This window comes from Micromonospora parathelypteridis, from assembly GCF_014201145.1.
Taxonomy (GTDB): Bacteria; Actinomycetota; Actinomycetes; order Mycobacteriales; family Micromonosporaceae; genus Micromonospora; species Micromonospora parathelypteridis.
In genome coordinates, this window is record NZ_JACHDP010000001.1 from 6,464,314 (window position 1) to 6,481,322 (window position 17,009).

Consider the following 17,009-nt stretch of genomic DNA (forward strand, 5'->3'; position numbering starts at 1 on the left):
CCGCGAGGGGGTGGATGACATGACACAAACCGGACGACCACGGGGTTTCGACACCGACCAGGCCCTGGACCAGGCGATGGAGGTGTTCTGGCGGCACGGCTACGAGGGCGCGTCACTGACGGAGCTGACCGGAGCCATGGGCATCAACAAGCCCAGCCTCTACGCCGCGTTCGGTAACAAGGAGGGCCTGTTCCGCAAGGTGGTGGCCCGGTACGCGGACGTCGAGATGGCGTACGCGCGCGACGCGCTGGATCAGCCCACCGCCCAGGAGGTGGCGGCGGTGCTGCTACGGGAGAACGTGGTCGCGCTGACCCGACCCGACCGTCCCGCCGGATGCCTCTCCGTCCAGGGCGGCACCGCCTGCGGCACCGAGAACACGGCCATCTCCGAATTTCTGGCGGCCAGCCGGCTGACCGGTGAGCACGCCCTGGCGGCCCGCTTCGCCCGCGCCGTCGACGAGGGCGACCTCCCATCGACGGTCGATCCCACCGCCCTGGCCCGTTTCCTCAGCGTCGTGACCGAGGGCCACGCCGTCCACGCGGCAGCCGGTGTCCAGCGCAGCCAACTGGAGCAGTCGGCCGAGATAGCCCTGCGTGCCTTCACCGCGGCGGCGTACTCCACCGCGTGACCCGAAACTCGGGTGCGGTCGACCTGGTACGCCCCTAGGCTCCCGCCCGACGGCTGGCGCGGTGTCTGGTCGGAGGGGAGATGAGCGCAGCGATGACTTCACACCTGTTCGCGATCAGCTTCGACGCGAGCGAGCCTCTGCGGCTCGCGCAGTTCTGGTCCGGGCTCCTGGGCCGGGAGATGGTCGACGATCCACACGGCGGCGTCCTGCTCCCGCCCACCAACGACACCGGGTTCCACGTCCGCTTCGCCCCGAGCCAGCAGCCGAAGGTCGTCCAGAACCGGATGCACTTCGACCTGACGAGCAGCTCGTTGGAGGACCAGCAGCAGACCGTGGCCAGGGCACTGGAGCTCGGCGCGCGGCACATCGACATCGGGCAGGACCCGGAGGACGACCACTTCGTGATGGCCGACCCCGAGGGCAACGAGTTCGACGTCATCGGGCCGGGCAACAACTTCCTCGCCGGCTGCGGGTTCATCGGTGCGCTGGCCTGTGACGGTTCGCAGAAGGTCGGGTACTTCTGGAGCGAGGCACTGGGGTGGCCGTTGGTCTGGGACGAGGGCGAGGAGACCGCGATCCAGTCACCGAACGGCGGCACGAAGATCTCCTGGGGCGGTCCGCCGTACATGCCGAACGGAGGCAGGGACCGGGTGCGGTTCGACCTCACAGCAGGTGCCGACGTCGACCCGCAGGTCGAGGTCGACCGTCTGCTCTCACTCGGAGCGACCCGGGTCGACACCGACCGGGACGCGGCGGCCGGCCGGTTGGTGCTGGCCGACCCCGACGGCGTTGAGTTCGGCCTGCGGACACCTCGCTAGCCCGCCGCCGGACGCCGGCGCGATCCTGCCGCCTGCCGCGGCCGACTCGCCGGGGCCAATTGGACAACGGCGGCACCGGTCGGTCAGAGTGGTCGGCCGTGAGATACCTGCGTACCGGTGGTCCGGCCGCGATCCGGCGGCCCCGGCCCACCGACGCCGACGAGTTCGTCGCCGCTGTGCGACGCAGTCGGGACCTGCACCACCCGTGGTTGGCCGCGCCGGCCAGCCCGGAGGAGTACGACAGCTACCTGAGGCGGATCCGCCGCCGCGACAGTGCCGGTTACCTGATCTGTGACCGGGCCAGCGGCGAGATCGCCGGCTACGTGAACATCAGCGGGATCGTGCTGGGAGCGCTGCGCGGTGGGTACCTGGGGTATGCGGCGTTCCTGCCGTACAGCGGCACCGGGCACGCCTCGGCGGGTGTCGCCCTGGTGATCGACCACGCGTTCCACTCGGCCGGGCTGCACCGGCTGGAGGCGAACATCCAACCGGGCAACGAACCGTCCCGGCGGGTGGCCCGCAAGCTCGGTTTCCGGTTGGAGGGCTTCTCGCCGGACTACCTGTTCATCGACGGCGCCTGGCGGGACCACGAGCGGTGGGCGATCACCGCGTCGGCGGCGACCTGACCGTAACGACGCTCGTCATGCTGGCCGACTATTCGCCAGGAACAGCCGCAAAAGCGCATAGACGTAATGACGGCGGTCAACGGATATGATCCGGCTCCATTACCCTCAGCGAAGTGACGTTCAGCCATGGCAACGAGCGATGGCCGGTCCGCGTCCGCAGTGAGCATGGCGATGTTCTGGGCGCCGGAATGGCGTTGGACGATCGCCGCGTCCTGACCTGCGCCCACGTTGTCAGCGCAGGGGGCGAAACGGAGTCACTCAGCACCGAGCCGACCTGGCCGGTCTATGTCGACCTCGTCGGCCAGTCGGTCAGCCGGTCGGTGCCGGCCCGGGTCGTGCCCGGTTGCTGGTGGCCACCCACCCACGACGGGCGGGATGACCTCGCGCTGCTCGAGCTGGAGGAACCCGCGCCGCAGGGCCCCTTCGCGCCGCTGCGCCGCATGCGGCGGACCTGGGACCGCCGCGTCATCATGTACGGCTTCCCGGAGACGCTGGAACACGGCGTATTTGTCGAGGCCCGGCTCACCGGCCGGTCCGGGGCGGGACGGGAACGGATCCAGATGGTCTCGGCGACCACCGGTCCCCAGGTCAGCCCCGGCTTCAGCGGCGCGGCGGTGGTCGACGCGGACACCGGGCACGTCGTCGGGATGGTGGTCAGCACGTACCAGGATGGCGACCACGACCGGGACGTGATCGGCGGCGCCGAGCCGGGCAGCGGCCTGTCGTGGATGATCCCGGTCGAGACGATTCTGGGCCGCCTTTCGTGGATCCGCGACCAGGTGCCGGGAGAGTCCTCTGTCGACCTGAGCTTCCGCGCGACCGAGGGCACTCCGGCGGACCCGAGGGTCGCTCGTCAGCTCGTCGACTTCTTCGGTCGCCATCTGCCCGGCAACGTGCTGGTCATCGTCGTCAACCACCGCGATTCCGGCGTCGCCGCAGCGGTGCGTCAGGCCGCCGTGCTGTCCAGTCGGGAGCTTCGGCCACCGATCGACCCGCACCAGGACATTCTCGCCCCGCCGATCGGCAGCATCGACCTTGCGTTGGACGCCGCGGACAAGAGCACGAAGGACGTGTCCCAACGGATCGCCGACTGGGCCGGTGCGGCCGACGCCGCGACCACCGAGGCGGACAGCGACCGGGCCATCGAGACCACGCCCCGCTCGATCATCATCAACAACATCGACGAGGCGGCCGAACCCGAAACACTCCTCTCCGAGGTGGTGCTTCCCCTGGTCGACCAGGCTCCCACGCGGGACCTGCGGATGCTGCTGACCTTCCGGGGTGAGTCGATCCCGCTGCGCACCACTCTGCTGGCGAGTCGCGTCGCCGGCCTGCAGAGCGCCGAGGAGGCCGCCCGCCTGGCGTACCGCAGGGCAGCCGCCGTGGTCGCCGACGTGCCCCGGCTGCGGCCCGTGGCGACCGAACTGCGCATCCAGCTGACCAAGCTGCGAGCCGCGGCCGCCACCACCGACGGCGACACCCTGGCCGCCCTCCTCGCCTCCACCGAGCGGGCCACCGACCGGGCGCTGCGCAGGGCCGAGTCGGTCCGGCGGGAGATCGTGACGCGGGAGGATCTCTGGTCCGAGCTTCGCGGCCGGCTGGGCGCCTATCTCGCGATGGCCGTGCAACACGGGTTCTCCGAGGATGCCGCGCTCGGCACGTCGTACCGCCACGCGCACGACCTGCTCATGGCCGCGCCGTGCGATCTGGTAATCACCGAGGTGGCGGTACGCCAGTACGCCGAGGCAGTGGCACAGCGAGTCGGCGGCCAGCACGGTGGGAGCAGCTCGTGACGCCATGCAACTGGCCCGGCTGCACCGGCACCGTCGACGAGACCGGATTCTGTGACGTCTGCGGCCTGGCGCCACTCCCCGTCGACAGCGCCAAGCCGGCGGCGGTCACGTCCAGGTCGACCACCCGGGACGTCTGGACGGTGGCCAGTCTCGTCTCCCTGCCGGTGCTGACCTTCTCGCCCGACGACGCGGCCACCGAACCGCTCCGGGTGCCCGACGAGTTGCGGGTCTGCGTCAGGAATCACCCGGTCGGTCGGAGCCGGGGCGGTCGACCCGGTCGGGACAGAGGGTTCTGCCCCTACTGCCCGACCCCGACGCCGTTCAACTTCCTTCCCGGCCTACAACCGGACGATCTTGTCGCCGGGCGGTACAAGGTGGTCCGTTGCGTGGCCCGCGGCGGTCAGGGCTGGGTCTACCTCGCCCACGACACCCACAAGGATCTCCTCGACGTCGCGCTGAAGGGTGTGCTGCACGCCGAGGACGAGGCCTCCCTGAAGGCCGCGGTCGAGGAGCGACAGTTCCTCAACACGCTGGACCACCCGAACATCGTCCGGAGCACCGACTTCGCCACCCACGACGACCCGGTCACGGGCCCGACCGGCTACATCGTGATGGACTACCTCGACGGCATGTCGTTGCACAAACTGCAGGCTGCCGCCAAGGACCCTCGGCAGCCGGATGTCGCGCTGCCGATCGACCACATCCTCGCCTACGGTCACGAGATCCTCGCCGCGCTCGACTACCTGCACCGGCGCGGGCTGCTCTACACCGACATGAAGCCCGACAACGTGATGCGCACCGCCGACCGGATCAAGGTGATCGACCTGGGTGGGGTCCGCAAGGCCGACAGCGGGCCCGAGCGGATCGTCCACTCCGTCGGCTTCTCGGTGAGCAAGACGGAATACCAGACCCGGGGGGCGACCGAGCGCTCCGACCTGTTCGCCCTCGGTCGGACGTTGGAGGAGTTGTACCGGCACCGCACGCCCGGGCCGGACACTCCCGGAGCAGCCCCGGACGCCCTCGGCATCGAGTCGTTCCGCCGGCTCGTCGCCCGCGCGGTCCGCCCGGACTGGGACCGGCGGTTCGCCTCCGCCATCGAGATGTCCGAGCAACTCCTCGGGGTGTTGCGGGAGATTCTGGCGGGCCAGCCGGACCGGCGTCAGCCCGAGCCGATCTCACTCTTCCAACCCTCCGCCCAACTGCTCGACGCCAGCCTCGGGCTGGTCCCGCCACTGGTTGCCTGGCTCGGTGCGGGCGACAGCACCGTCCTGGACGACGGCCTTCCCACCTCGGTCGACGTGGCCCTCGGCCTGCCGGTGCCCCGACCCGACCCGGACGACCCGGCTGTCAACGTGCTCCGCACGGTGGACGCGTCGGACGCGCAGGCGCTGCTGGGTGAGCTCGCCATGGTCGAACAGACGTCGGTGGAGATCGAGTTGAGTCGGTGCCGGGCACACCTCGCACTGGCCGATCTCGACGCGGCCACCTCGGCGTTGTCCGCCGCCGAGACGTTGCCCGGCACCCATCCCGACGTCGACTGGCGGATCGCCTGGCACCGTGGGCTCCTCGCGCTCGCCGACGACCGGATCGACGTGGCGGGACGGCAGTTCGACGTGGTCTACGGCGACATCCCGGGGGAGGTCGCCCCGAAGCTCGCGCTGGGCTACTGCGCCGAGCGAGGCGGCGACGACGCGCGGGCGGCCCGCTACTACGCGGCGGTCTGGCTGCGCGACCCGTTCCAGGCCAGCGCCGCGTTCGGGCTGGCCCGGCTCCGCCTGGCGGCGACCGACCGGGCCGGGGCTGTCGCCGTACTCGATGAGGTTCCGGCGCTCTCCCGGCACCACGACGCCGCCCGGGTCGCCGCGGTGCGCGTGCTGTCGTCCCGGTTGCCCGGCGGCCCACCCACCGCCCGCGAGCTCAACCAGGCCGTCCACCGGCTGACCGGGCTGGATCTCGACGGCGAGTCGCGCGACCGGCTGACCACGGCGATCCGGGAGATGGCGCTCGACCTGATCCGCTCTGGAGACGCCGCCGACCTGACCGGCGGCCCGGTGCTGGGTGAGCCGCCGACCGAGCGCGTCGTCCGCGAGCTGCTGGAGGGCTCCTACCGGGCCCTGGGCCAGCAGGCGCAACACGCCGATCTCCCCGAGCCCGTGGCGGCGCGGTCAGGTCGCTCTCGGCTGGTCGGTCGCACCGGCGACGCCGCCCGTCGCGCCGCGCACGACGTGCTCATCGACCGGGCGAACGCCGTCCGACCCCGCACCCGATGGTGACCGAACCGACCCGGAACGGAGCGTGAATCGGTGGACAACGCCATCCAGTTCGGCCTGGAAGTCAACCAGAACAAGTATCTGCGCGTGGGCGGCCGGGAGATGCACGCCGTCCTCTCGGTGACCGGGCAGGGGACGACGGACGAGGACGACACGCCAGCCCGGTCGGATCCGTCCCGACTGGTCGAGGTGCTGGTGATCGACTGTTCCGGATCGATGGCGGATCCACCGACCAAGATGGCCGCGGCGCAGCAGGCCGCCGCCGCGGCCATCAACGTGTTGCCGGACGGCGTCCGCTTCGCGGTGATCGAGGGGACCCTGCAGGCCAGAGTGGTCTATCCGCCGACGAAGACGCTCGTGACCGCCTCGCCGGCCACCCGGAAGGCGGCCAAAGCGGCCGTCACCCGCCTCACCGCCAGCGGCGGAACGGCGATGGGCAGTTGGCTCGCGGCGGCACGAGACCTGCTTCCACCGCCGTCGTCGACGATCAACCACGTCCTGCTGCTCACCGACGGCATCAACCAGCACGAGACCGAGGAGGAGCTGGAGCGCGTCCTGCGAACCTGCGCCGGTCGGCTCGTCTGCGATCCCCGAGGCATCGGAGAGGGTTGGCACCCGCCGGATCTGCTCCGGATCGCCGCCGCGCTGAACGGCACCGCCGAGGCGGTACGGCGGCCAGCCGACCTGGTAGCCAGTTTCCGGGAGTCCATTCGCGCCGCGCTGACCAAGCTCCTGCCGGACGTGCGGATTCGGCTGCGGACCGTGCCGTACGCGACGGTGACCTTCTTCAAACAGGCCCGCCCCACCATTCAGGACCTCACCGAGTACGCCACGAAGGTCGACGAGCGGACGTGGGAGATCGCCACCGGCTCGTGGGGCGCGGAGCGCAGGGAGTTCCATCTCTGCCTGGGTGTCGAGCCGCCCGACGACATCCTGGAGCAGGACCGGCTGGCCGCTCGGGTCGACCTGGTGGTCGACGGGGAGCTGCGGGCCGCCACCGCGACCGTCCTCGTGCACTGGACCGTCAACATGGCCAGGTCGGCCCGGATTGATCTCAGCGTCTCCCAGGTGACCGGGCAGGAGGACGTCCGGCAGGCCATCAACGCCGGCTGCGACGCGTACGACCGCGGTGACCGGATCGAGGCACACGCTCAGTGGGCTCGGGCGGTGGCGCTGGCAACGGCGACGCGCGACGCGGCCGCCCTGGACCAGCTGCGGCACCTGGTCGACATCGAGCCCGGTGGCATCGTCCGGCTCAAGGAGAATCTGAGCCAGACCGACATCAAGGTCAGCATGATCGAGTCGACGCAGAACCCGCTGCACCCACCGGTGCCGCGGAGCACGGCAGTCGAGGACCAGATCTGCGGCGCCTGTGGCGAGACGTCACCGCCCGGCGCGGGCCGTTGCGAGAACTGTGGCCGGCGGTTCGAGGGCGACGACCCACCAGCGGGAGTGTTGGTATGACGGTGCCCGCGCGTACACCGTCGCCGGTCAGCACCACCCGGCAAACCCTCGTGCGTCTGCGCGGGTGGCTGCTCGGGGTCACCGCGCTCACCCTCGCCACCAGCCTGGCGGTCTTCCTCGGCGTCGCCGGTAATGCCGACGTGGCCGCGGACCGGTCCGTGCCGGCGGTCCTCGCCAGCTACGACGCGCAGGACGCGCTGCGCAACGCGCATCTCGCCGCGGTGCGCAATCTCGCCGAGGGTGGCGAGGTCCTCGGCGGCCCCGGGGTGGATTACCAGCGCCAGATCGCCGGCGCCGGCCAGTACCTCACCCTGTTGGCGGAGAACAACGCGGCGGGGGACAGGGGCACCCAGGCCATTCAGACGATCGAGGCGTTGCTGGTCACCTATACCGGGCTCATCGGCCAGGCCGATGCGCGCTACCGGGACGCCGGTCTGCGGGCGCTCGGGGTGGCCGCGCTCCGGGACGCGGCGAGCCTGTTGGACGACATTCTGCTCCGGCTCGAGGATCTGCGGGGCATGCAGTTGCGCGCCTTCGACGATCAGGCGGACAACAAGTGGACCAACATGCTGACCGCGGCCGTCTGGTTGCTGCCGCTGGTCGGGCTCGGCGTGCTCTTGGCGCGGACGCAGGTGTATCTGACGCGCCGCTTCCGCCGGACGGTGAACGTCCCTCTGCTGGCGGCCACGGTCGTGACGGTGGGAATGGTGGCTCTCACCGCGCTGAGCCTCTGGTCGGCGGACAAACTGGACCGGGCCCGTGCGGGAGTCGAGGCCGTGCACGACAGCAGGCAGGGGCAGCTGAAGGCCGTGGGCTTCCGTGCGGCCGACGGTCTCGCAAATCAGGTCAAGGCGCAGTGTGCGACGGCCTGCGACGACACCATCGAGGAGCTTCGCAGCCCGTTCCCGTCCCCGCCCGCGTCTTCGACGCCGGGGCAGACGGTTGTCGCGGCCGACCAGGCCATCGTTGCCGATGCCGACGACGCGGCCGACAGCCGCTCGGTGGAACTCGCTCTGCCCCTGCTCGCGCTCGGCATCGCGGTGCTGGTCCTCTGGGGCTTCCGGCCCCGCCTGGCGGAATATGGGGAGCGGTCGACATGACGCTGGGCGCATGGAGGTCCCGAACGGCGTTGACGATGGTCACGGCGCTGCTGGCTGGTGTCGCGCTGAGCGGATGCTCCGCCGAGCCGGCTGCGGAGCTGACGGTCCTCGGTTCCTGGACCGGCGAGGAAGAGGCGGAGTTCACGAGGGTTCTGGACAAGTTCGAGGCCGCGTTCGGCATTCGGACCCGTTACCAGGGGCACCGGGACGTCAGCCAGGTGCTCCAGGTGGGGATCGAGCGAGGTCGACCGCCCGACGTCGCGATCCTGCCCCGCCTCAACGACCTGCAACGGTACGTCAACGCCGGCCAACTGGCGCCGCTGAAAGGCGACTTCACGACCGACCCGGCCGCCGCCCCGCAGCTGATCAAGCTCGCCCGCAAGGTCGGGGCCGACGGCAACCCGGTCGGCGGCGAACTCCCCTACGCGGTCACGGTGGCCACCCACCTGAAGAGCGTGGTCTGGTACGACCCGGCAGAGTTGGCCAAGCTCGGTGAGAATCCGCCCCAGACCTGGGAGGAACTGGTCAGCCAGACCCAGCGCATCGCCGGTGGCCAACAGACGCCCTGGTGCCTCGGAATGAGTGCCCCGCCGGTCTCCGGCTGGCCGGGCACCGACTGGATCGAGGACATCCTGTTGCACGACTTCGGCGAGGACGTCTACGAGCAGTGGACCCACGGCGACCTCCCCTGGACCTCCGCACAGGTCAAGGACGCCTGGGAGACCTGGGGTGACCTGCTGCGGGTCGCGGCCGGGGAGACGGCCCGAGCCAGCCTCTACACCACCTTCCAGATGGCGGGGAAGGGCCTGTTTCCGCGCGAGAAGCCGGCGGAGCCGTCCGCCAAGAGGGGATGTCACCTGGACCACCAGGGTTCCTTCGTGATCCGCGACTACCTGGAGCACCTGGGAAGGCTGGCCGGCCAAACGAGTGCCACGTCGCCGGTCCCGTCATTCACCTTCTTCCCGACACCGCCGCCGGTCGGACAGACGGGCAACTCGTCGCTGCAGGAGGTCTCCGACGACGTCGCGGCCATGTTCCGCGACACCGATCCGGCCAGAAAACTGATGAGCTACCTGGCCTCCGAGCAGGCGCAGGAGGCCCGGCGTGCGGAAACCCGGGGCGGCGTGGCCTTCAGCCGGCGGACGACGGCGACCGAATACCAGGACCCGGTCACGAAAGCGGTCGCGGGGCGGCTACGCACCGGCACCCTGTGCTGGGACGGGTCGGACCTGCTGCCGGCGGCGATGGCCACGGCCTTCGAGCGGGCGGTCCTGGTCTACCTGGAAGCACCGGAGCGCCTGGACATCCTGCTGATCGAACTCGAGAAGGTCAGAGGGGCGTTGTCGAAGGCCGAGTGGATGGATCTCCAGTGCGTTCCGACCGCGTGAGAGGGCGATGAACGATGACTGAGTTGCGCAGGTTCGACCTCGACGGCGGCGGGTCGGTGGTGGTCGAGGTCGACGGTAGGGCCGGCGTGACGCCGGCCGGCAACGCCGGCAAGGTGGTCCGCGAGGCGCGGGCGACGTTCGACCGGGCGCTCTCGGAAGTACGCGACGCCGCCTCCGCCGCGCTCGGCCAGTTCCAGTCGATGGCCCATCGTCCGGACGAGGTCGAGATCACCTTCGGGGTGCAGTTGACCGCGGAGACCGGTGCGGTGATCGCCCGGACCGGTGTCCAGGGTCAGCTAACGGTGACGGTGCGCTGGCAGCGCCCACCCCACCCCCCTGCACCGTCGTGATCAAGAGGTTTGCGTCACGGACCACGGCGTGGCGTGACGCAAACCTCTTGATCACCGCGAAGGGTTAGGCGCCTGGGCGGGGGAAGGCTACTGGGCTGCGTAGGTTGTTGTGGCCTACCGCGCGGATGCCGAAGAAGACGTTGTCCTTGGACAGGTCGATGCTGACTTCGGTGACGTCACCGACCGGGATCACCCGCTGCCACTCGGCAGCCGTGGTCTCCCGCCACACCACCTCGTAGCCGGCCAGGCCCGGCTCGTCGCCGCGCTGCCAACGGAGGGTGGTGTTGTTGGTCAGGTCGGTGGTCACGATGATGGCGCCCTTGGGTGTGCCGGGTGCCTGGGCCAGCGACCAGAGCGCCGCGCCGTTGACCCGGGCCACCCGAGCGATGTACGCGAAGTCGCAGAACTCCGGCAGGTCACCGAACTGGTGGCCGTCCTGCACCCGGACGTCCTGGTGCTGGTGGGCGAAGTCCTCGTTCGGCTCGGTGAACCGTGCTGCGGGCCAGCCCTCCCGCAGGAACGAGATGTGGTCGCTACCGCGCAGGTAGCGGTCCCGCCGATAGATCACCCGCACCCGCATTCCGGTGGCGTCGTTTTCCGCCACGTCTCGAACGAACCGGGCGAGTTGCCGCGACGGCGAGTCGTTCTCGCCGCCGACGGACTGCCGGGTGGTGGCCTCCGCCGGGGTCTCCGCCGTCGGCACCCCCTCTGCGAAGAGTCGCACGGCGTGCGGGTCGCGGGTCCCGTCGTCGGCGGTGCTGCTGCCCACGATGTCGTCGCTGAACATGCCCTGCACGTCCACGCCGGCCCCTTTGAGCTGCTGGGCGAGGTACGCCGAGCCGTACAGGCCCTGCTCTTCGGCGGCGACCGCGGCGAACACGACGGTTGCCGAGGTGGGCCGGGTGGCCATCAGCCGGGCCAACTCCAGCACCACGGCCACCCCGGAGGCGTCGTCGTCGGCGCCTGGCGAGTCGCTGATGGCGTCCATCACGTCGGTGACCCGGGAGTCGTAGTGCCCGGTCACCACGTAGGTGCGGTTCGGCGAGGTCTGGCCGCGCAGGGTCGCCACCACGTTGGTTATCCGCGTGGCGGTGGGGATCCGCGACGCGGGCTGCTGGACGTACGACTGGAGTTCGACCGTCATCCGGCCGGCGGAGGTCGCCGCGTACTCCTGGAGGCGGGCGTAGATCCAGTCCCGAGCGGCACCGATGCCCCGCTGGGGGTCGTCCTGGCTGGAGAGGGTGTGCCGGGTGCCGAATGCGGCCAGCCGCCGCACGGTCGCCTCGATCCGTCGTGGGTCGACCTGGCGCAGCAGTTCGCGCAGCTCGCGGTCGGGCCGCTGAGCGCGGGCCGGACCCCCGGGGCCGGCGGGGAGGGCGTCGGCGGCGGCCGGCGCGGCGAGCGCGGGCACCGCAACGGTGGCGGCGGTCGCGGCGGTGGCGGCTGCCGAAGCGGACAGGAACGTGCGGCGGGTGGGCCTCGTGGGCTGTGAGCCGGTGTCGTCTGATCCCATCCCGGCATACTGCCCATCGTCGATGGGGCTTGTCTATATCGTTGTTCACGAATGTCCTGCGGGCCGCACCCCCACCGGCTGTTGCACGTTTGTGCTGGGCTTGGGCGGGAAACGGGCCGCAATGACGAAACCTCGTGTGGTGATCGTGGGAGCCGGGTTCGCCGGTTACCACGCGGCGAAGGCGTTGAGCCGGATCGCCCGGGACCGGGCTGAGATCGTGGTGCTGAACTCCACCGACTACTTCCTCTATCTCCCACTGCTGCCCGAGGTGGCGGCCGGCGTGGTCGAGCCCAAACGGATCGCGGTGCCGCTGACCGGGACGCTCAAGGGCGTACGGGTGGTGATCGGCGAGGCGGACCACGTCGACCTGCAGAACCGCTGGGTCGGCTTCACCCAGGCGGAGGGGGAGAAGAACCGGTTGGCGTACGACCGGCTGATTCTCGCCGTGGGCAGCGTCAACAAGCTGCTGCCGATCCCGGGGGTGACCGAGTACGCCCACGGCTTCCGCGGCCTGCCCGAGGCCGTCTACCTGCACGACCACATCGTCCGTCAGATCGAGCTGGCCGAGCAGGCCGAGGACCCGGCCGAGCAGCAGGCCCGCTCCACGTTCGTGGTGGTCGGGGCGGGCTACACCGGCACCGAGGTCGCCGCGCACGGGCAGTTGTTCACCGACGCGCTGCACGCCCAGCGGCCCCGACTCACCGTCCGCCCCCGCTGGATGCTGCTCGACGTCGCGCCCCGGGTGTTGCCGGAGCTGGACAAGCGGATGTCGGACACCTCGCACAAGGTGCTCAACCGGCGTGGTGTGGACGTGCGGATGGGCACGTCCGTGGCCGAGGCGACCTGCGACGGGGTGAAGCTCACCGACGGCGAGTACGTCCCGACCTGCACGCTGGTGTGGTGTGTGGGGGTACGCCCCGACCCGTTCGTCAACGAGCTGGGCCTGCGTACCGACCGGGGTCGGCTGGTGGTCGACGAGTTCCTCAACGTCCCCGGCTACCCGGAGGTGTACGCCTGCGGCGACGCCGCCGCCGTGCCCGACCTGGTCAACCCGGGACAGCTCTGCGGGATGACGGCCCAGCACGCGCAGCGGCAGGGCAAGCGCGCGGCGCACAACATCGCCGCGTCGTACGGCTTCGGCCGGCGCAGGCCGTACAAGCACCACGACCTGGGCTGGGTCGTCGACCTGGGCGGCAAGGACGCGGCGGCCAACCCGTTGCACGTCAACCTGGCCGGGCTGCCGGCCAAGGCGGTCACCCGGGCGTACCACCTGATGGCGATGCCCGGAAACCGCACGCGGGTCAGCGCCGACTGGGCGCTGGACGCCGCGCTGACCCGCTCGGCGGTCCAGCTGGGGCTGGTGCCGGCCAACGCGGTGCCGTTGGAGAGCACCTCACCCGAGGTCGCGACCCGATCCCGCTGAGCACGCCCTTCGGCCGGTCAGCCCTGGGGGGCGGGACCGGCCGGTCGGCGTGACCGCGCGGCCGGGCCGGTCGGCGGGGTGGGTCGCAGCCGGCGCGGGCCGTACTCGCGCAGCAGGGTCTGGACGATGCCGGCTGCGGGGATGGCCAGCAGCGCGCCGAGCAGGCCGGCCAACTCCGCCGCGAGCAGCACGCTGATCAGGACGGTCAGCGGGTTGAGCCGGACCGCGCGGGACAGGATGAACGGCTGCAGCAGGTGGTTCTCCACCTGCTGGTAGACCACGAAGAAGACCAGCACCACCACCCCGGCGGTGGGGGAGTGCAGGAAGCCGGCCCCGGCCGCGATGACCGCGCCGAGCGTCGCACCGACCAGCGGTATCAGGTCGGCCACCGCCACCAGCAGGGCGATCACGGCCGCGAACGGCACCCCGGTGAGGGCCAGCACCGCGTAGGTCAACACCCCGCAGATCACGCTGATCAGCAGGTTTCCGGTGAGGTAACCGGTGACGCTTCGCGACACCTCCCGGCCCACCCGGCGCAGCCGCTCGCTCTGACCGTCCCCGGCCGCCGCGAGAATGCCGCGGCTGATCCGCGGCGCCTCCAACACCATCAGGTACGCCAGCACGATGACCGTCACCAGCCCGGCGACCGTCTCGACGACGCCGCGCAGCACGCCGACCGCGGGTTGGCGTAGTCGGGTGCCGAGGTCGCGCAGCTGGTCGGAGTGCTCGCTGACGTACCGTCGCGCGCCGGTGCGCTCCAGCAACTGCCCCAACGGGCCCCGGCCGGCGCGGGCGTCGTGCAACAGCGCAGGGGCCTGGTCGGCGAACCGGCCCACCTCCCCGAACAACGGCACCAGGATGAGCGCGGCCAGGATCGCCAGCAGCACGAACGCGGTGAGGAACACCAGCAGCGTGGCCACCGACCGGCGCCGCACGAAACGGCGTTGCAGCCGGTCGACGAGGGGCTTGAGCGCGACGGCGAAGAACGCGGCGACGACGGCCCAGACCAGCACCCGACGGGTCGCGTACACGAAGGCGAGCGCGAACGCGGTCGCCAGCACCAGACCGATCACGATCAGGGTCCGGCGGGCGGTCTCCCGGTCGTCGGCGTTGCTCATCCGCCGCGCCTTCCCCGGACTCGTCGTCGAAAACCCGGCATTGCGGCCGGGACAGGATCAGCGACGCCCGGGATCGTCCGCGTCGGTGACGGGGTGGGCGCCGGCGACGAACGTGTCGAGTGCGGCGGCGTGCAGCAGACCACCGGGCACCGGGTCGCGCAGGGCGGCCACCGCCAGCCGCCCCACCGGCAGCCCGCCGGGTCGGGACGTCGCGGCCAGCACCAGGTTGCCGTAGCGCCGGCCGCGCAGCATCTGCCGGTCGCCGAGCACGCAGACGTCGGCGAAGGCCGCGCGCAACGTGGCCACCTGCACCCGGGTGCCGACCAGGGGCGGCAGGTCCGTGACGTTGACCAGGTACGACCCGCCCGGGCGAAGGGTGCGGGCCACCTCGGCGGCGAACTCGACGGTGCGTACGTGCCGGGGCATCCGGGCCGCCCGGTAGATGTCGGCGATCACCAGGTCGTACTGACCGGCCGGGGTGGCGGTGAGCGCGTCCCGGGCGTCGGCGACCTCCACCCGCACCTCCGGCGGCAGCGGCGGCAACTCCCGGGCGACCAGCTCGACCACCGCCGGGTCCCGCTCGACGACCCGTTGCGGGGACCCGGGCCGGGTGGCAGCCAGCCAGCGGGGCAGCGTCAACGCGCCGCCACCGAGGTGCAGAACGCTCAGCGGTGCGCCCGCCGGGGCGGCCAGGTCCACCGCCGAGGCGATCCGCCGGACGTACTCGAAGTGCAGGTGCCGGGGATCCTCGACATCCACGTACGACTGCTCGACTCCGGCGGACAGCAGTGTCCGGCCGGTCCGGCGGACCGGGTCGGCGACCAGCTCCAACCGGTCGGCGGCGCGGTTCATGACCGGCACGCTAGCCGAGCCCATGGTTCAGCCCGCCCGTGGCCCGGCAGGGCCGACGGGCCGGCGTAACGGGGCTGCCCCGCTCCCGCCGGCCCGTACCTGCCGGTGCCGGTCAGCCGCCGGCCATCCCGGCACCCACCTCGTCGATCGCGTCGTCGATCTGGCGGGCGAGGTCCACGTCGAGCGCGGTCACCCCGTCGGCCTGGTTGGTCCGTACGGTCAACACGGCGGCGGTGTCACCCGGACGTCCGATGCTCGGGCCCCGGCCGGTGTCCTGGCGCATCCGGTCGAGCCGGTCGAGCACCCGGTCCAGGTTGTCCGGAGGCAACGCGACCACCCGGTAGAGGCCCTGGCTGTCGCCGGCCCAGTACGGCAGGTCGTCGAGCGCCGCGCTGATCTCGTCCGGGTCCAGGGTGGGTGTGGTGGTGGAGGCGCCCACGAGGCCACCGCCGGCCTCCGGCGGGTTCAGCAGGTCACGCAGCTCGTCGGGCACGTGCAGCGACTCGACCAGGTCGCCGTCCTGCGCGGCGAGTGCGGCGAAGGTCGCCTCGGCCTGGTAGCGGGCCTGCTCCGGGGTGTTGCCGCTGATCCGGCCCACCTCGGCCAGGAACCCGGCCAGGTCACGGTGTCGCTCGACGCCGTCGACGGGCAGCACGTCGTGCAGTGACGCCGGCACCGCCGCGAGCAGTCGTTGCCGCTCGGCCGCCTCCAGGGCGAAGGCGAGGACCAGCACGGTCGCCTCGGTGCCCACCTTGGCCGTCTTGAAGTCGACCCCGGCCCGCCGACGGACCTCGTCGACCAGGTCGTGGTAGCCCATGCTGTTCACGCCGGCCGCGCCGCTCGGCGGGGACGGTTGAGGCCGCGGATTGTCGGCACTGCCGATCTGCGGCGGTGCCGGCCCGCCACGCGTACTGTCCGGTTTGTGGGGCCCGGCCGCCGGTGGGCCGGCTCGCTTGCCGCCCTCAAGGCTCTTGAGCTGCTTGGACGCGCTCAGGCTGGCACCGATCTCGCTGGGCTGGCGACTCTGTTCGCGGGCCTGTCGGGCCAGAGCCCGACGCCTCTGGTTGTCGCCCTCCATCTGCTTGCGCATGGTGGCACCCTTCCGCTGGGGATCGTGACTGCGCCAGTCGCCTTCCCGCCGTCCCGGGAGCCGAAACGGACGCCGTCGGCCGGGTCGGCCCGGCGCCCGCCGCGCTTCATCCGGCGGGGGTGAGGGGTGCTCACCCGCTCAGCGGGCACGATCGGGTCAGGACCGAGGTTCTTCCGAGGTACGCGGAAGGAAGGTCGTCATGAAGCAGATCGTCGAGATCGTTCCCGCCCGAGCCGGCTGGTACGCCCGCTGGCAGCTCGCACCCGAGGTCACCAGGTGTTACCCGGTGAGTCTGTGGGCGCTGCTGGAGGAAGCCGACGGAACCGGCCGTGAGGTCATCGGCATGGACTGCATCGGCCAATGGCCCGGCGCGGACGACAACGAGGCGGGTGGGCAGTTCGTCCGCTACCTGTACCAGACGCCCGATTCGGGAGAGCCCGAGGACGTCGACTCGACCCCGACCGGCGAGCTGCGCGAGAACGGACCTCGGCTCCAGCCGATGACGGCACCCTAGACATTCCTCCGGCCCCCGACCCCAGGTCCCAGGGTCGGGGGCCATCCCCGTTCGCCGGGGGT

At 71.4% G+C, this 17,009-nt stretch carries 15 protein-coding genes; 11 read left to right on the forward strand and 4 right to left on the reverse strand.

Going from position 1 to position 17,009, the window contains the following annotated elements; translation table 11 throughout:
- The first annotated feature begins 19 nt into the window (after nt 1–19).
- From HNR20_RS29100 to HNR20_RS29140, 9 genes are all read left to right on the forward strand, one after another.
- Entirely contained in the window at nt 20–628 is a 609-nt protein-coding gene (locus tag HNR20_RS29100; RefSeq protein ID WP_184186430.1) for a TetR/AcrR family transcriptional regulator, read from the forward strand.
- 80 nt (nt 629–708) lie between these two features.
- Nucleotides 709–1,446 carry a VOC family protein gene (locus tag HNR20_RS29105; RefSeq protein WP_260321915.1) on the forward strand — a complete coding sequence of 246 codons (738 nt, stop codon included), beginning with the start codon at nt 709–711 and terminating at the stop codon, nt 1,444–1,446.
- A gap of 98 nt (nt 1,447–1,544) precedes the next feature.
- Complete coding sequence (locus HNR20_RS29110; protein ID WP_229687251.1) at nt 1,545–2,072, forward strand: GNAT family N-acetyltransferase; 528 nt, start codon at nt 1,545–1,547, stop codon at nt 2,070–2,072.
- 113 nt (nt 2,073–2,185) lie between these two features.
- Nucleotides 2,186–3,865, forward strand: coding sequence for a S1 family peptidase (locus HNR20_RS29115; RefSeq protein ID WP_184186436.1), 1,680 nt, complete (start codon nt 2,186–2,188; stop codon nt 3,863–3,865).
- Nucleotides 3,862–6,138 carry a serine/threonine-protein kinase gene (locus tag HNR20_RS29120; RefSeq protein WP_184186439.1) on the forward strand — a complete coding sequence of 759 codons (2,277 nt, stop codon included), beginning with the start codon at nt 3,862–3,864 and terminating at the stop codon, nt 6,136–6,138. Before HNR20_RS29115 ends, HNR20_RS29120 begins: the two co-directional genes overlap by 4 nt.
- Before the next feature lie 30 nt (nt 6,139–6,168).
- Nucleotides 6,169–7,599: a vWA domain-containing protein gene (locus tag HNR20_RS29125; RefSeq protein WP_184186442.1), complete on the forward strand. Its 1,431-nt coding sequence runs from the start codon at nt 6,169–6,171 to the stop codon at nt 7,597–7,599.
- The gene (locus tag HNR20_RS29130) at nt 7,596–8,699 is read left to right on the forward strand and encodes a GlnX family signal transduction membrane protein (RefSeq protein ID WP_184186445.1); all 1,104 of its coding nucleotides are present in this window, start codon (nt 7,596–7,598) and stop codon (nt 8,697–8,699) included. The genes HNR20_RS29125 and HNR20_RS29130 overlap by 4 nt, the downstream gene beginning before the upstream one ends.
- Nucleotides 8,696–10,087 (forward strand): ABC transporter substrate-binding protein, encoded by a 1,392-nt coding sequence (locus HNR20_RS29135; RefSeq protein WP_221309957.1) that lies wholly within the window; start codon nt 8,696–8,698, stop codon nt 10,085–10,087. Before HNR20_RS29130 ends, HNR20_RS29135 begins: the two co-directional genes overlap by 4 nt.
- 14 nt (nt 10,088–10,101) lie before the next feature.
- Entirely contained in the window at nt 10,102–10,437 is a 336-nt protein-coding gene (locus tag HNR20_RS29140; protein ID WP_184186448.1) for a CU044_2847 family protein, read from the forward strand.
- A gap of 64 nt (nt 10,438–10,501) precedes the next feature.
- Here HNR20_RS29140 and HNR20_RS29145 read toward each other — a convergent pair whose 3' ends face one another.
- Nucleotides 10,502–11,950, reverse strand: a complete 1,449-nt coding sequence (locus HNR20_RS29145) for a M20/M25/M40 family metallo-hydrolase (RefSeq protein ID WP_184186451.1) — start codon at nt 11,948–11,950, stop codon at nt 10,502–10,504.
- Between the two features lie 121 nt (nt 11,951–12,071).
- Here HNR20_RS29145 and HNR20_RS29150 point away from each other — a divergent pair, with 121 nt between their 5' ends.
- Nucleotides 12,072–13,373 carry an NAD(P)/FAD-dependent oxidoreductase gene (locus HNR20_RS29150; RefSeq protein WP_184186453.1) on the forward strand — a complete coding sequence of 434 codons (1,302 nt, stop codon included), beginning with the start codon at nt 12,072–12,074 and terminating at the stop codon, nt 13,371–13,373.
- A gap of 17 nt (nt 13,374–13,390) precedes the next feature.
- On the opposite strand, the gene HNR20_RS29155 is transcribed toward HNR20_RS29150, so the two are convergent.
- From HNR20_RS29155 to HNR20_RS29165, 3 genes are all read right to left on the reverse strand, one after another.
- Nucleotides 13,391–14,491 (reverse strand): AI-2E family transporter, encoded by a 1,101-nt coding sequence (locus HNR20_RS29155; RefSeq protein ID WP_184186456.1) that lies wholly within the window; start codon nt 14,489–14,491, stop codon nt 13,391–13,393.
- Nucleotides 14,492–14,548: 57 nt separating this feature from the next.
- Nucleotides 14,549–15,343: a spermidine synthase gene (locus tag HNR20_RS29160; protein ID WP_184186459.1), complete on the reverse strand. Its 795-nt coding sequence runs from the start codon at nt 15,341–15,343 to the stop codon at nt 14,549–14,551.
- Between the two features lie 112 nt (nt 15,344–15,455).
- A complete protein-coding gene (locus tag HNR20_RS29165; protein ID WP_184186462.1) occupies nt 15,456–16,433 on the reverse strand; it encodes a DUF2267 domain-containing protein in 978 nt (325 codons plus the stop codon).
- A 199-nt stretch (nt 16,434–16,632) separates the two neighbouring features.
- Between HNR20_RS29165 and HNR20_RS29170 the strand changes: the two genes are divergently transcribed.
- A complete protein-coding gene (locus tag HNR20_RS29170; RefSeq protein WP_184186465.1) occupies nt 16,633–16,947 on the forward strand; it encodes a hypothetical protein in 315 nt (104 codons plus the stop codon).
- Nucleotides 16,948–17,009 lie beyond the last annotated feature (62 nt).

Bases quoted from the DNA above. Each gene is read 5' to 3' on its own strand.
- HNR20_RS29100 (WP_184186430.1), top strand. From the start codon at position 20: ATGACACAAACCGGACGACCACGGGGTTTCGACACCGACCAGGCCCTG.
- HNR20_RS29105 (WP_260321915.1), top strand. From the start codon at position 709: ATGAGCGCAGCGATGACTTCACACCTGTTCGCGATCAGCTTCGACGCG.
- HNR20_RS29130 (WP_184186445.1), top strand. From the start codon at position 7,596: ATGACGGTGCCCGCGCGTACACCGTCGCCGGTCAGCACCACCCGGCAA.
- HNR20_RS29135 (WP_221309957.1), top strand. From the start codon at position 8,696: ATGACGCTGGGCGCATGGAGGTCCCGAACGGCGTTGACGATGGTCACG.
- HNR20_RS29140 (WP_184186448.1), top strand. From the start codon at position 10,102: ATGACTGAGTTGCGCAGGTTCGACCTCGACGGCGGCGGGTCGGTGGTG.
- HNR20_RS29145 (WP_184186451.1), bottom strand. From the start codon at position 11,950: ATGGGATCAGACGACACCGGCTCACAGCCCACGAGGCCCACCCGCCGC.
- HNR20_RS29150 (WP_184186453.1), top strand. From the start codon at position 12,072: ATGACGAAACCTCGTGTGGTGATCGTGGGAGCCGGGTTCGCCGGTTAC.
- HNR20_RS29155 (WP_184186456.1), bottom strand. From the start codon at position 14,491: ATGAGCAACGCCGACGACCGGGAGACCGCCCGCCGGACCCTGATCGTG.
- HNR20_RS29160 (WP_184186459.1), bottom strand. From the start codon at position 15,343: ATGAACCGCGCCGCCGACCGGTTGGAGCTGGTCGCCGACCCGGTCCGC.
- HNR20_RS29165 (WP_184186462.1), bottom strand. From the start codon at position 16,433: ATGCGCAAGCAGATGGAGGGCGACAACCAGAGGCGTCGGGCTCTGGCC.
- HNR20_RS29170 (WP_184186465.1), top strand. From the start codon at position 16,633: ATGAAGCAGATCGTCGAGATCGTTCCCGCCCGAGCCGGCTGGTACGCC.